This window comes from Pseudacidovorax sp. RU35E (assembly GCF_900156165.1).
In the GTDB taxonomy this organism is placed as follows: domain Bacteria; phylum Pseudomonadota; class Gammaproteobacteria; order Burkholderiales; family Burkholderiaceae_C; genus Xenophilus.
In genome coordinates, this window is the sequence record NZ_FTMY01000005.1 from 294675 (window position 1) to 306779 (window position 12105).

Annotated in this window: 13 protein-coding genes; 4 read left to right on the forward strand and 9 right to left on the reverse strand. The window is 70.4% G+C overall.

Annotated features, from left to right (window positions below; translation table 11 throughout):
- Window positions 1–21 precede the first annotated feature (21 nt).
- On the forward strand, window positions 22–1617 hold the full coding sequence (locus BXA03_RS11255; RefSeq protein WP_076507384.1) for an RNA polymerase factor sigma-54: 1596 nt from the start codon (window positions 22–24) through the stop codon (window positions 1615–1617).
- 19 nt (window positions 1618–1636) lie between these two features.
- Here BXA03_RS11255 and BXA03_RS11260 read toward each other — a convergent pair whose 3' ends face one another.
- Together BXA03_RS11260 and BXA03_RS11265 are read right to left on the reverse strand one after the other, a co-directional pair.
- Window positions 1637–1885 carry a toxin-antitoxin system HicB family antitoxin gene (locus tag BXA03_RS11260; protein ID WP_076507386.1) on the reverse strand — a complete coding sequence of 83 codons (249 nt, stop codon included), beginning with the start codon at window positions 1883–1885 and terminating at the stop codon, window positions 1637–1639.
- Window positions 1882–2316, reverse strand: coding sequence for a putative toxin-antitoxin system toxin component, PIN family (locus BXA03_RS11265; RefSeq protein ID WP_076507389.1), 435 nt, complete (start codon window positions 2314–2316; stop codon window positions 1882–1884). Before BXA03_RS11265 ends, BXA03_RS11260 begins: the two co-directional genes overlap by 4 nt.
- Before the next feature lie 22 nt (window positions 2317–2338).
- Here BXA03_RS11265 and BXA03_RS11270 point away from each other — a divergent pair, with 22 nt between their 5' ends.
- Window positions 2339–3610, forward strand: coding sequence for a THUMP domain-containing class I SAM-dependent RNA methyltransferase (locus BXA03_RS11270; RefSeq protein ID WP_076507391.1), 1272 nt, complete (start codon window positions 2339–2341; stop codon window positions 3608–3610).
- Window positions 3611–3641: 31 nt separating this feature from the next.
- Window positions 3642–4115 (forward strand): PIN domain-containing protein, encoded by a 474-nt coding sequence (locus BXA03_RS11275; RefSeq protein ID WP_083716039.1) that lies wholly within the window; start codon window positions 3642–3644, stop codon window positions 4113–4115.
- A 904-nt stretch (window positions 4116–5019) separates the two neighbouring features.
- On the opposite strand, the gene BXA03_RS11280 is transcribed toward BXA03_RS11275, so the two are convergent.
- The 3 genes from BXA03_RS11280 to BXA03_RS11290 form a co-directional block, all read right to left on the reverse strand.
- Entirely contained in the window at window positions 5020–5577 is a 558-nt protein-coding gene (locus tag BXA03_RS11280) for a TPM domain-containing protein (RefSeq protein ID WP_076507394.1), read from the reverse strand.
- On the reverse strand, window positions 5577–6464 hold the full coding sequence (locus BXA03_RS11285; protein ID WP_076507710.1) for a TPM domain-containing protein: 888 nt from the start codon (window positions 6462–6464) through the stop codon (window positions 5577–5579). Before BXA03_RS11285 ends, BXA03_RS11280 begins: the two co-directional genes overlap by 1 nt.
- Window positions 6465–6660: 196 nt before the next feature.
- The gene (locus tag BXA03_RS11290) at window positions 6661–7254 is read right to left on the reverse strand and encodes a LemA family protein (RefSeq protein ID WP_076507396.1); all 594 of its coding nucleotides are present in this window, start codon (window positions 7252–7254) and stop codon (window positions 6661–6663) included.
- Window positions 7255–7357: 103 nt separating this feature from the next.
- Between BXA03_RS11290 and BXA03_RS11295 the strand changes: the two genes are divergently transcribed.
- Window positions 7358–8161: a Rossmann-fold NAD(P)-binding domain-containing protein gene (locus tag BXA03_RS11295; RefSeq protein ID WP_076507398.1), complete on the forward strand. Its 804-nt coding sequence runs from the start codon at window positions 7358–7360 to the stop codon at window positions 8159–8161.
- A 26-nt stretch (window positions 8162–8187) separates the two neighbouring features.
- Here BXA03_RS11295 and BXA03_RS11300 read toward each other — a convergent pair whose 3' ends face one another.
- The 4 genes from BXA03_RS11300 to BXA03_RS11315 are packed head-to-tail and all read right to left on the reverse strand — an operon-like array spanning window position 8188 to window position 12069.
- Complete coding sequence (locus tag BXA03_RS11300) at window positions 8188–9000, reverse strand: ABC transporter permease (protein ID WP_076507401.1); 813 nt, start codon at window positions 8998–9000, stop codon at window positions 8188–8190.
- Entirely contained in the window at window positions 8997–9902 is a 906-nt protein-coding gene (locus BXA03_RS11305; protein WP_083716026.1) for an ABC transporter permease, read from the reverse strand. Before BXA03_RS11305 ends, BXA03_RS11300 begins: the two co-directional genes overlap by 4 nt.
- Entirely contained in the window at window positions 9899–10990 is a 1092-nt protein-coding gene (locus BXA03_RS11310) for an ABC transporter ATP-binding protein (RefSeq protein WP_076507403.1), read from the reverse strand. Before BXA03_RS11310 ends, BXA03_RS11305 begins: the two co-directional genes overlap by 4 nt.
- Window positions 10991–11022: 32 nt before the next feature.
- A complete protein-coding gene (locus BXA03_RS11315; RefSeq protein WP_076507405.1) occupies window positions 11023–12069 on the reverse strand; it encodes an ABC transporter substrate-binding protein in 1047 nt (348 codons plus the stop codon).
- Window positions 12070–12105: the final 36 nt, after the last annotated feature.

Consider the following 12105-nt stretch of genomic DNA (forward strand, 5'->3'; position numbering starts at 1 on the left):
GCGCCTCGCGGGAGGCCGGCCATGAAGCAGGGCCTGTCGCTGCGCGTCTCGCAGCATCTGGCGCTCACGCCGCAGCTGCAGCAGTCGATCCGGCTGCTCCAGCTCTCGACGCTGGAGCTGAGCCAGGAAGTCGAGCAGATGCTCGACGACAACCCCTTCCTGGAGAGGCTGGTCGAAGAGGCGCCGCGGGAGGAATTCGGTCTGGATGCCGCCGACTCGCCCGTGCCGCGTGACGAGCGCGAGGACGGCACCGACTATGCCGCCGCGGCCAGCACCAGCAGCACGTCGAGCAGCAGCAGCAGCGACACCGCCGTGGCCGAGGCCGATGCGCCCGCCACCGAGAGTGTCGACGCCGAGCCCGACTGGGACGGCGACGGCACCGTGGAGTTCTCGCCCGACGACAGCGAATGGGGCGGCGACGCCCCGGCGCGCAACAACAGCAGCAGCCAGGACGACGGCGAGCGTGCCGACGCCACCGAGCTGGCGCGCAGCCAGGAGTCGCTGCAGGCGCACCTGCACCGCCAGGCGCTGTCGCTTCGTCTCGCGCCCGAGGATTCGGCCGCGCTGCGCTTCCTGATCGAATCGCTCAACGACGACGGCTACCTGGAGGATTCCCTTCCCGCCCTGGCCTCGGCCCTGGCTGGCGACGACAACGACGAGTTCGACGAGCTGGTCCATCACTTCCAGGTGGCGTTGGGCCTGCTGCAGAGCCTCGACCCGCTGGGTGTGGGCGCACGCGATCTCGGCGAGTGCCTGGCGATCCAGCTTCGCGCCGGCGCCGACGAGGACGACAGCGAGGCGGAAGACCAGGTCCGCAAGGTCGCCCTGGCCATCTGCAAGCAGCCCATGGAGCTGCTGGCCAAGCGCGACTTCAAGCGCCTGTCGGTGCTCACGCGCAGCAACGAGGACCTGGTGCGCCAGGCCTCCCAGCTGATCGCCCGGCTGGAGCCCAAGCCCGGCCGGCGTTTCGTCGACGTCGAGCGGCATGTGATCGTGCCCGACGTCATCGTCACGCGCAGCGGCCGCGGCAGCAACATCAAGTTCCGCGTGCAGCTCAACCCCGACGTGATGCCGCGGCTGCGTGTGCACGACATCTATGCCGGCGCGCTCAAGTCGCACAAGGGCGAGGGCAGCCAGGCCCTCTCCCAGCGGCTGCAGGAGGCGCGCTGGTTCATCAAGAACATCCAGCAGCGCTTCGACACCATCCTGCGCGTGTCCAACGCCATCGTGGAGCGGCAGAAGAACTTCTTCATCCACGGTGAGCTGGCCATGCGCCCGCTGGTGCTGCGCGAGATCGCCGACGAACTGGGCCTGCACGAGTCCACCATCAGCCGGGTGACGACCGCCAAGTACATGTCCACGCCCTACGGCACGGTGGAGCTGAAGTACTTCTTCGGCTCGGCTTTGGGCACCGAGACCGGCGGCAACGCCTCCAGTACCGCGGTGCGGGCGCTGATCAAGCAGTTCGTCGGCTCGGAAAACGTCAAGAAGCCGCTGTCGGACAGCCAGATCTCGGACATGCTCAAGGAGCAGGGCATCGAATGCGCGCGCCGCACGGTGGCCAAATACCGCGAGGCGCTGCGCATCGCGCCGGCCAACCTGCGCAAGGCGCTCTGAAGGCGGGCGCCGCCCTTCCTTACTTCAGGATGGCGGGTTCGTCGCCCTCGGCCGGCGCCACGTTGGGCGCGCGGCGCAGCAGGGTGCGGGCGCGGTCCACATCGGCGCGGGCGGCCCGCTCCTGTAGGAAGGCTTCGGCATCCAGCGCCGACACCTTCTCGGCCAGCGCCATGGTGATGAACTGGTTCAGCGAGGTGTTGTCGCGCGCTGCCAGCGTGCGGGCATGCTCGTGGAGGGAATCGGGCAGGCGAAGGGCGAAATTGCTCATCGGGTGTTCTCCAGCGTCGACAGGAAGGCAGACGGCGTGGCCAAGCGCAGGCCGAAGCGCGGGGCGGCACGGGCGAAGTCGGCCTGGTTGAAAGTGACCAGCCAGTCGGCCTGGCCGTTGACGGCCAGCTCCAGTACCAGTTCGTCGCCGGCGTCGTTCAGCTGGGGCCGCCACAGGTAGTGCAGACGCACGGCCTTCGCAAACAGCGCGAAGGTGTCCAGCAGCGTGTCGACCTCATCGGCCGCAAAGCCATGAAGACGCGTGATGCTTTCGCGCTTGAGCACCGCTTCATACTCCAGCCACAGCGCCGGGGTGGCCAGCAGCACGAAGGCGCCATCCAGCAGGTGTTCGAGCAGCCGGTTGGAGGCGCCGCGGCGGCTGGAGAGCCCGGCCACCAGCACATTCGTATCGAGCACCACCGACGGCTTCATGATGTTGCCTATAATATCATCGATGAACGCGATGCCGCTCTTTCTGCCCTGCGCCGCCGGCGTGGAAGACCTCCTGGCCGCCGAGGCGCATGCCATCACCGGCCGCAGCGGCGACGACCTGCGGGTGCTGCGCGGCGGTGTGCGGGTGATGGGCGCCTGGCGCGACGTGCAGGCGCTCAACCTCAAGAGCCGGCTGGCGCAGCGGGTGCTGGTGCAACTGGCGCACCGGCCCTATCGCAACGAGGCCGACCTGTACGACGCCGCCTCGGGCATCGCCTGGGAGATGTGGTTCCAGCCGCGGCAGACCTTCAAGGTCGAGCTCACCGCGCAGGGCAGCCCGCTCCAGAGCCTGAACTTCGCCACGCTCAAGATCAAGGACGCCATCGCCGACCGCTTCCGTGCCCGCGCGGGCGGCGTGCGGCCGAGCGTGGAGACGCGCTTTCCCGACGTGCGCGTCTTCGCCCACCTGACGGCCGAGGATGTGACGCTCTACATCGACACCAGCGGCGAGCCGCTGTTCAAGCGCGGCTGGCGCGTGGACAAGGGCGACGCCCCGCTCAAGGAGACCCTGGCCGCCGCCATGCTGGCCGCCAGCGGCTGGTGGGACCCGGAGACCGGTGCCCTGTCCGACCAGCCGCTGTACGACCCCTGCTGCGGCAGCGGCACCATTCCCATCGAGGCGGCGTTGCTGGCGGCCGGCGTGCCGGCGGGTGCCTCACGGCGCTTCGGCTTCGAGGCGCTGCTGCTGCACCGCGCCGAGCTGTGGCGCGCGATGCGCGAGGAGGCGCTGGCTGCTGCCGATGCCCGCGCGGTGAGCGCGGTGCGCGTCTTCGGCAGCGACGTGTCGCACCGCATGGTCGACTTCGCGCAGCGCAATGCCGAGCGTGCCGGCGTGGCCGACCGGCTGCAACTGCGCGGCGGTGACGCGCTGCAGCGCATGCCTCCGGTCGAGGGCGGCGGCGTGATCCTGCTCAACCCGCCGTACGGCGAGCGCATTGCCGTCGGCGGCGTGGCCGGCTCCAACGCGGGGCGGCGCGGCCCGGGCGGGCGCGAGGTGGCGCAGACCGAATCGGGCGCCGACGGCGGCGACGACTTCTTCCCGCAACTGGCCACGCACTGGAAGCGCAACTTCGCGGGCTGGACGGCCTGGGTGCTCACGCCCGACATGAAGCTGCCGCAGCGCATGCGCCTGAAGGAGTCGCGCCGCGTGCCGATGTGGAACGGGCCCATCGAATGCCGGCTGCTGCGCTTCGACATGGTGGCGGGTTCGGCGCGCACGGCGCCATCGGTATGACGTCGTGTAAGGGGTGCGGGCGGTGAGCCGCATGGCGGCGGACGTTGGCGCGTCTGCCTCGTCGGCTGCGGGCGGTGCCGAGGTGGATGCCGCTTCGCAGCCCGAAGTGACCGCCGTGGTCATCGACACCAACATCGTGCTCGACCTCTTCGTCTTCGACGACGCTGCCGCCAAGCCGCTGCGTGCGGCGCTGGAGGCCGGCCAGCACCGGTGGCTGGCGACGGCCCCGATGCGTGTCGAGCTGGCCCGCGTGCTGGACTATCCGCAGATCGCGCCGCGGCGGGCCTTCTACGGCCTGTCGGTGGACGACGTGCTGGCCTGCTTCGACCGTCATGCGCAGCTGCAGCCGCCGGCCGCCAAGGCGCCTTTCACCTGTGCCGACCCGGACGACCAGGTGTTCATCGACCTGGCCGTGGCGCACCGGGCGCGGCTGCTGAGCAAGGACAAGGCCGTGCGGGCGATGCGCAAGCGTCTGGCGGGGCTGGGCGTGGAACTCTGGCCCTGAGTCGCTGAGTCGCTGAGTCGCTGAGTCGCTGAGTCGCTGAGTCGCTGCGTTGGCTGCGGCGCTGCGTGGGTCGCATCAGATGTGTGAGTCTTGTGGCGTGTGGGCGTGTGCGCGTGTGGGTTGTGCGGGTGCACCTGCGATCGGGGTGCTAACCCGGCAGAGGGCGCCGGCATGCGCGCTCCCGGTGCACGCTCGCGCTGGCCGGCTTGTTGCACGAGAGGGGTGCCCGCTCTCCACCGACGCGCTTTGGGCACTGCACGGCGCCGCGAATGGCACCTCCGCACGCACACCGGCACCCTCCGCCTGGACGCTGCGCGCGAACGGCCGGGTTCGACCGCCCGGGTCCCGACTCGGTTCGCCCTGAGCTGGGCGAAGGGCAGAACGGTGCGCGGCGCAAATGCCCGGCGCTAACTGACCCGCCTGCGTGCTGCCCATAGGGACGAGGCTTCGACAGGCTCAGCCCGAACGGGTTGGGTTGGCTGGCCGGCATTACCTCCAGGACCCCAGGACCCAAAGGCTCAAAGATCCAAAGATCCAAAGATCCAAAGATCCAATGGCCACAGGACTCAAGGGACCAGAACCCAAAAAACCCCGAGGCCCGAAAAACGGGAGGGTTCGGGCGCAGCGTCGAGGCGGAGGGCGCCGGTGTGCGTGCGGAGGTGCCATTCGCGGCGCCGTGCAGTGCCCAAAGCGCGTCGGTGGAGAGCGAGCACGGATCTGGTGAGGCAAGCCGGTCAGCGCGAGCGTGCACCGGGAGCGCGCATGCCGGCGTCCTCTGCCGGGTTAGCGTCCCGCCCGCCGACCCCGCCGACCCCGCCGACCCCGCCGACCCCGCCGACCCCGCCGACCCCGAAAGGACCGCGGGTGCTACCCGGACGCTGCCAAGGCTCTCGAACGGCCGACCTCAGAGCAGCACCGGCAGGTCCGGCAACTCGTTCATGCGCCGCGGCGCCTCGGCCCCGCCCTCGGCGGGATAGTGCGCCACCAGCAGCGCCGACACCTCTTCCAGCGCCTGCGTCAGCCCGTCCTCGAAGCGACCCTCGCGGAAGGCGCCCTTCATGCGCTGCGCCATGGCCGCCCATTCGGCGGCGTCCACATGGGCGTCGATGCCGCGGTCGGCCAGGATCTCGATGGCGTGGTCGGCCACCAGCAGGTAGATGAGCACGCCGTTGTTCTGCGCGGTGTCCCACACCCGCAGCTTGCCGAACAGCGTGACCGCGCGATCACGGGCCGTGGCCCCGCGACGGATGTAGCTCCAGGGCAGGCCGGCCTCGACACAGATGCGCACCTGGCCCGTGTGGCGCGCCTCGCTGGCGGCCACGCGCTGGCCCAGGCGTTGCACCGCCTCCGGCGGCAACAGGCGGCGCACACTGTGCTCATCGTGCCAGCGATGGCGCCAGAGGCGCGTCAGGCGGGCCATCAGGCCGGGACGGGCCGCGGAGGAAGAGTGATTCGCCGTCATCACCAGTCTCCCGAGGCGCCACCACCACCGAAATCGCCGCCACCGCCCGAGCTGAAGCCTCCCCCGCCGCCAAAGCCACCGCCGCTTCCGCCGCCGCTCCAGCCACCCATGCCCGCGCCGCCAGCCCAGCCGCCGGTATGGCCGAAGCCGCCCGGACGCATGCTGCCGCCGCCCAGCCGCAGGCCGGTGAAGAAGGTGAACAGCAATGCCGCGACCGCGGCCAGTGCTGCGACGACCAGGCTGGTGGTGACGATGAACACCGCCACGCCCGCCAAGCCACCGGTGGCCAACGGCCCCAGCTTGTTGCCGAGCAGGCCGCGCAGCACCGGGCCACCGACCAGCACGCCGAAGAACAGGAAGACGGCCAGGTCTTCCCAATCCACGTCGAGCAGGCCGTCCTTCTGGTGTCGGCCCTGGGGCGTCGGCACGGGCAGGGCCTCGCCGTCGATGCGGGCGATCAGCGCATCGGCCGCCGCGTCCAGGCCGCCGGCGAAGTCGCCGCTGCGGAAGGCCGGCTTCATCTGCTGATCGACGATGCGGGCCGCGGCCAGGTCGGGCACGGCGCCTTCCAGTGTCTTGGCCACCTCGATGCGCATGCGGCGCTCGTCCTTGGCGACGATCACCAGCACGCCGTCGCCTACCTCGCGGCGGCCGATCTTCCAGCTGTTGGCCACGCGGTTGGCAAACGCCGCGATGTCCTCGGGTGCCGTGGCCGGCACCATGAGCACCACGATCTGCGAGCCCTTGCGCTGCTCGAACTGTGCGAGCTTGGCGTCCAGCGACTGCACCTCTGCGGCGCCGAGCGTGCCCGTCTCGTCGATCACGCGCGCCGTGAGCGCGGGCACCGGCAGCAGGCCCTGCGCCCAGACGGCCGCCATGAAGGCCATGTTCAGGCACAGCGCAGCCAGTGCGGCCACGAGGACACGCCAGACCGCTGCGCCCCGGAGGGACGCACGGTATGCGGGGAACACCGCGGAACCGGCCTTGGCCTGCCCTGAGCCCGTCGAAGGGCCGGGCCTCGGGTGTTGTCCCCTCGAAGGTGTTTGGTTTAGCGACACAAAGTGCGCGAAGGTTGGGGTGAGCCTATTTCTTGTTGAAGTCCACCACAGGCGGCTTGGAAATCTCGGCCTCGTTCTGCACGCTGAAGTTGGGCTTGGGCGCGTAGCTGAAGACCTTGGCCGTCAGGTTGGTGGGAAAGCTGCGTGCCAGCACGTTGTAGTCCTCCACCGTCTGGATGTAGCGGTTGCGGGCCACGGTGATGCGGTTCTCGGTGCCTTCGAGCGTCACGCGCAGGTCGCGAAAGCCCTGGTTGGCCTGCAGCTGCGGGTAGCGCTCGGCCACCACCATCAGCCGCGACAGGGCGCTGGAGAGCTCGCCCTGCGCCTGCTGGAACTTGTTGAAGGCCTCGGGGTTGTTCAGCGTCTCGGGCGTGACCTGGATCGAGGTGGCCTTGGCCCGGGCCTCGACCACGCGCGTGAGCGTCTCCTGCTCGAAATTGGCCTCGCCCTTGACCGAGGCCACGATGTTGGGCACCAGGTCGGCGCGGCGCTGGTACTGGTTGAGCACCTCGCTCCAGGCGGCCTTGCTGGCCTCGTCCAGGCGCTGGAAGTCGTTGTAGCCGCAGCCCGAGAGCAGGGTCGTGGCGGCAAGAAGCAGGGCGCAAAGCCAACGGGTCATCGAACCTCCTTGAAAAGCATGAGCGGCGGTGCGGCCGGGCAGACGGCAAGGAAGGCGCCGTGCGCCGCGCACCCCGGTGGAGCGGCGACAGTAGCATAGGCCGATGGCCCTCGACCCCCTCCAAGCCCTGCAGGCCGCCAGTCGGCCGATGGCGCGTCCGCCTGCCCTCCAGAGCCTGCTGATCGCCGGTGCTACCGGCCTGCTGGGGGCGGAACTGGTCCATCGCCTGGGCGGCGGGGGCGGCTACGCCCGCGTCGGCGTGCTGGCCGGCCAGCCCTTGCGCGAGGGGCTGCGCGGCATCCAGCCGGTGGTGGTACCGGGCGACCGGCCGCCTGCCGAATGGCCGCGCGTGCCGGTGGACATCGGCATCGTCGCCTTCGACCCGCCGCGGCTGCACCATGGCCGCGAGCGGGCGCTGTGGGCGGCCGACCCCGCACAGCTGCTGGCCATCGCCACCTGGCTGCGCGCCTGCGGTGCGCACACGCTGGCCGTGGTGCAGCCGCACGACGCGGGCCGGCTGCCCGACGCGCTCAAGCGTGGCCTGGCCAACCTGGACGAGCACGCGCTGGCCGGGCTCGGCTTCGAGCGCCTGCTGCTGTTTCGCGCCGCGCGCAAGCCGGCGGACTTGGTGCGCGGCCTGCTCCCCGGCCTGGCGCACTGGATGCTGTCGAGCCTGCGCTTCATGGTGCCCGCCACCGACCGGCCGGTCCGCGCCATCAAGGTGGCCGAGTTGCTGGACGAGGCGCTGCGCATCGCGCCGCCCGGCGTGCATGTGGCCGCGCCGGAGGTGGTGTGGGCCGCCTCGCAGCAGGACGCGCGCACCGTCGCCGCACGCTGGCTTCTGGGCGAGGCGCCCGATGGCAGCGAGGCACCGCGGCCCGCACCCGGCGCCTGGAAGGCGCCCTAGTCAGGCGGGGCTGCCCGACAAGCGCCTCAGCCGAAGCGCAGCGTGCGCAGCCCCACGCTGCGGTCGATCCACACCACCGCCGCCAGCGTCAGCACGATGCTCACCGTGGACACGGCCGCGGCGGTCGGGTCGAAGTCCCAGCGCAGGTAGTCGAAGAGCTGCAGCGGCAGCGTGGTCATGCCCACGCCCTTGAGCAGCAGCGACATGTTGAACAGGTCGAAGGAGATCACGAAGGCGAACAGCGCGCCGGTGATCAGCCCCGGCTTGATGAGCGGCAGCGTCACGCGCGCGAAGGCCCGCGCGGGCGAGGCGCCCAGGCTGCGTGCCGCCTGCTCCAGCGAGGCGTCCTGGTTGTAGAGCGCCGAGGCCACGTTGGTGAAGACGTAGGGCAGCGTCACCAGCACGTGGCCCACCACCAGGCCGAACACGGTGCGTGTGCCGATGCCCGTCGCGTACAGGAAGAACAGCAGCGCGATGGCGGTGAGGATTTCCGGCAGCATCAGCGGCATCATGAGCAGCAGGCGCAGCGCCTCGCGGGTGCGCGTGGCATGGCGCACCACGTACAGCGCAGCGCCAGTGCCGATCAGCGTGGCGCCCACGGTGGCCGCCGCGGCCAGCGCCAGCGAGGTGCCCATGGCCCGCATGAAGCCCTCGTTGGCAAAGAGCGCGCCGAACCAGCGCAGCGACAGGCCCTGCGGCGGAAAGGTGAGGAACTCGCCCGCGTTGAGCGACATGAGCACGATCACCACGATCGGCAGCAGCAGGAAGGCATACACCGCGCCGATGAAGACGCGCAGCAGCGTGTCCATCGCGCGGTCGGCCACCATCGATCCGTTCATGCCAGTCCCCTCGAAAGCCGGCGTGTCAGCCGCGCATAGGCGGCCACGGCGAGCATGCCGCAGGCCGTGAGCACCAGCGCCTGTGCGGCACCCGCCGGCCACTGGAAGTTGTCGATCAGGCTCTGCACCACCAGGACCGACACCGTCTTCACCTGCGCCCCGCCTAGCATCACCGGCGTGACATAGGCGCTGAGCGTGAGCACGAAGACCAGCACCGTGCCGGCCTGGATGCCGGGCCACGACAGCGGCAGCGACACGCGCAGGAAGGCCCGCAGCCGCGAGGCACCCAGCGAGCGCGCCGCGGCCTCCAGGCTCGGGTCGATGCCCTGGATCACGCCCACCAGCGGCAGGATCATGAAGGGCAGGAACACATGCACCAGCGCGATGGTCACGCCCAGGCGGTTGTTCATCAGTTGCAGGCCGGTGTCGATCCAGCCCAGGTCGATCAGCGCGCGGTTGATCACGCCGTTGCCCGACAGCAGGATCAGCCAGCCGAAGCTGCGCACCACCACGCCCACCAGCAGCGGCGAGAGCACCAGCACATACAGCAGCCCCGCCCAGCGCGAGCGGCTGCGCGCCAGGTGGAAGGCCACCGGATAGCCCAGCAGCAGGCAGATGGGCGTTACCGTCAGGCCCAGCAGCAGCGTGTCGCCCAGCACGCCTAGCAGGTAGCCGTCGGTCAATGCGCGCGTGTAGTTGCCCAGCGTGAAGCCCGCGCCATAGGGCGCCCCGACGGCCGGCGGGCGCAGGCTCATCAGCACGATGTTCAGGTAGGGCAGCAGCAGGAAGACGCCCAGCAGCACCAGTGCCGGGGCGATCAGCCAGATGGCGCGGCTGCGCGGCGCGGACGCCGCCGTCGTGGCGGGCAGCGCGGTGGGCGCGGCGAGCGTGGAGGCGTTCATCCTGGGATGACCCAGGCATGCCCGGGCTCGAAGGCCAGGCCGCATTGCGCGCCTTCCGGCAGGCGCCCGCCGGGCGGCGTCTGCACCAGCAGGGTCTGGCCGCCGGCGGCCTCGACCACATGCTCCACCGTGCTGCCCAGGAAGTAGCTGCGGGCCACGCGGCCGGCATAGGGCCCGTCGGCGCGGAAGTGGATGGCTTCGGGCCGCAGCGTCACCTGCACGGCCTGGCCGGGTTCGAGCGCCTCGTGGAAGGCGGCCTCGACCGGGCCGAGCGCGGTGTCGACCGCATGCACCGGCCGCGGACCGGCGGCGGGCACGATGGCGCGCACACGCCCTTCGATGAGATTGGAGCGGCCGATGAAGCGCGCCACCTCCACGCTGCGCGGGCGCAGGTAGATGGCCTCGGGCACGTCGAACTGCTGCAGCTGGCCGCCCAGCATCACGGCCACGCGGTCGGACATGACCATCGCCTCGGCCTGGTCGTGCGTCACGTAGAGCGTGGTGATGCCCACGCGGCGCTGCAGGTCGCGGATGAACACGCGCATGTCCTCGCGCAGCACGGCGTCCAGGTTGGCCAGCGGCTCGTCCAGCAGCAGCAGGCGCGGCTCGATCACCAGCGCCCGAGCCAGCGCCACGCGCTGCTGCTGGCCGCCGGAGAGCTGGCGCGGAAAGCGCTCGGCCAGCGCGCCCAACTGCACCATGCCCAGCACCGCCTCGACGCGGCGCCCGATCTCGGCGCGCGGCACGCCGCGCATCTCCAGGCCGAAGGCCAGGTTGCGCCGCACCGTGAGGTGCGGGAAGAGCGCGTAGTTCTGGAACACCATGCCGATGTCGCGCTTCTCGGGCGGCAGGCCGGTGATGTCCTCACCGTCGATGCAGATGCGCCCGGCCTCTGGATGCTCGAAGCCGGCCACGCAGCGCAGCGTGGTGGTCTTGCCGCAGCCGCTCGGGCCCAGCACCGAGATGAACTCGCCCTCGCGCGTGGCCAGGTCCAGCGAATGGATGGCCACATGGCCCGCATAGCGCTTGTGCAGGCCCTCGATGGACAGCCGCGTGGTGCGCCGCGCGGCCGTGCGAGCGGTCGGCATCGCGGCGTCAGGCGGCGCGGACAGGACCGCGCTCACTTGATCTCCCGGTTCCAGCGGTCGGTGATGGCCGGCAGCTGCGGGTTCACCTTGGCCCAGTCGAACTGCACGATGGAAGACATGGCCTTGCCGCTGATCGGCACGTCCGCTGCCAGGGCCGGCTCCAGCTTCACCTGCGTGTTGGTGGGCGAGGTGAAGAACTCCTTGGCCATCGACTCCTGCACCTCGGGCCGCAGGATGAAGTTGAGGTACTGGTAGGCCGCTTCCTTGTCGGGGGCGTGCTTGAGGATGTTGAAGGACTGCTCGAAGGCCACCACGCCTTCGCTGGGCACCACCATCTCGACCGGCACGCCCTTCTTCTTGAGCGCCACGATCTCGGGGAAGTCGATCACCGCCACGGTGACGTCACCGCGCGTGAGCATGGTCGACAGCGTGCCGCTCCAGTCGGCCTGCTGGAAGGGCAGCAGCTTCTTGATCTCGACGAAGGCGCGGTCGATGGCGTCCTGCGAGCCGCCGTAGATCTTGGCGGTCATCAGCAGGAAGAGCATGGCCGCCGTGTTGCCGATCTGGTAGAGGCCGATCTTGCCCTTGAACTCGGGGTTGCTCCAGAGATCGGCCCAGGACTTGGGCGGCGTCTTGACCAAGTCCTTGCGGTAGCCGATGCCGATGGTCGAGACGATGCCGCGCACGCCGTTGTCGCCGGGGTTGCGCAGGTTGGGGTAGACGTGGGCCAGGTTGGGCACCTTGGCCGGCGGGATGGGCTCGAAGTAGCCTTCGGCCCGCACCACGCTGGCGATGTTCTCGTTGACCATCAGCACGCTGTAGGGCGGTTTCTCGATGCCGGCCGCGCGCAGGTTGGCGATGAAGTTCTTGCCCAGGCCCACGTCCAACGTGGGCTTGACGCCGCTGATCTTCTCGAAGGCGGGCATCAGGTCGGTGCGCCAGAACTTCTCCCAGCGCCCGCCATAGGTGTTGATCACCAGAGGCGCGGCCGCCAGCGAAGGCAGCGCGGGCAGGCCGAGGGCGGCGGCGGTGCCGAGGCCACGGGCCAGCAGGTCGCGGCGGTTGAGCGGAAAGGTCATGGCAGCACTCCGGAATGGTGAGGAACAAGGGGGCGC

Bases quoted from the DNA above. Each gene is read 5' to 3' on its own strand.
- BXA03_RS11255 (WP_076507384.1), top strand. From the start codon at position 22: ATGAAGCAGGGCCTGTCGCTGCGCGTCTCGCAGCATCTGGCGCTCACG.
- BXA03_RS11260 (WP_076507386.1), bottom strand. From the start codon at position 1,885: ATGAGCAATTTCGCCCTTCGCCTGCCCGATTCCCTCCACGAGCATGCC.
- BXA03_RS11265 (WP_076507389.1), bottom strand. From the start codon at position 2,316: ATGAAGCCGTCGGTGGTGCTCGATACGAATGTGCTGGTGGCCGGGCTC.
- BXA03_RS11270 (WP_076507391.1), top strand. From the start codon at position 2,339: ATGAACGCGATGCCGCTCTTTCTGCCCTGCGCCGCCGGCGTGGAAGAC.
- BXA03_RS11275 (WP_083716039.1), top strand. From the start codon at position 3,642: ATGGCGGCGGACGTTGGCGCGTCTGCCTCGTCGGCTGCGGGCGGTGCC.
- BXA03_RS11280 (WP_076507394.1), bottom strand. From the start codon at position 5,577: ATGACGGCGAATCACTCTTCCTCCGCGGCCCGTCCCGGCCTGATGGCC.
- BXA03_RS11285 (WP_076507710.1), bottom strand. From the start codon at position 6,464: ATGGCCTTCATGGCGGCCGTCTGGGCGCAGGGCCTGCTGCCGGTGCCC.
- BXA03_RS11290 (WP_076507396.1), bottom strand. From the start codon at position 7,254: ATGACCCGTTGGCTTTGCGCCCTGCTTCTTGCCGCCACGACCCTGCTC.
- BXA03_RS11295 (WP_076507398.1), top strand. From the start codon at position 7,358: ATGGCCCTCGACCCCCTCCAAGCCCTGCAGGCCGCCAGTCGGCCGATG.
- BXA03_RS11300 (WP_076507401.1), bottom strand. From the start codon at position 9,000: ATGAACGGATCGATGGTGGCCGACCGCGCGATGGACACGCTGCTGCGC.
- BXA03_RS11305 (WP_083716026.1), bottom strand. From the start codon at position 9,902: ATGAACGCCTCCACGCTCGCCGCGCCCACCGCGCTGCCCGCCACGACG.
- BXA03_RS11310 (WP_076507403.1), bottom strand. From the start codon at position 10,990: ATGCCGACCGCTCGCACGGCCGCGCGGCGCACCACGCGGCTGTCCATC.
- BXA03_RS11315 (WP_076507405.1), bottom strand. From the start codon at position 12,069: ATGACCTTTCCGCTCAACCGCCGCGACCTGCTGGCCCGTGGCCTCGGC.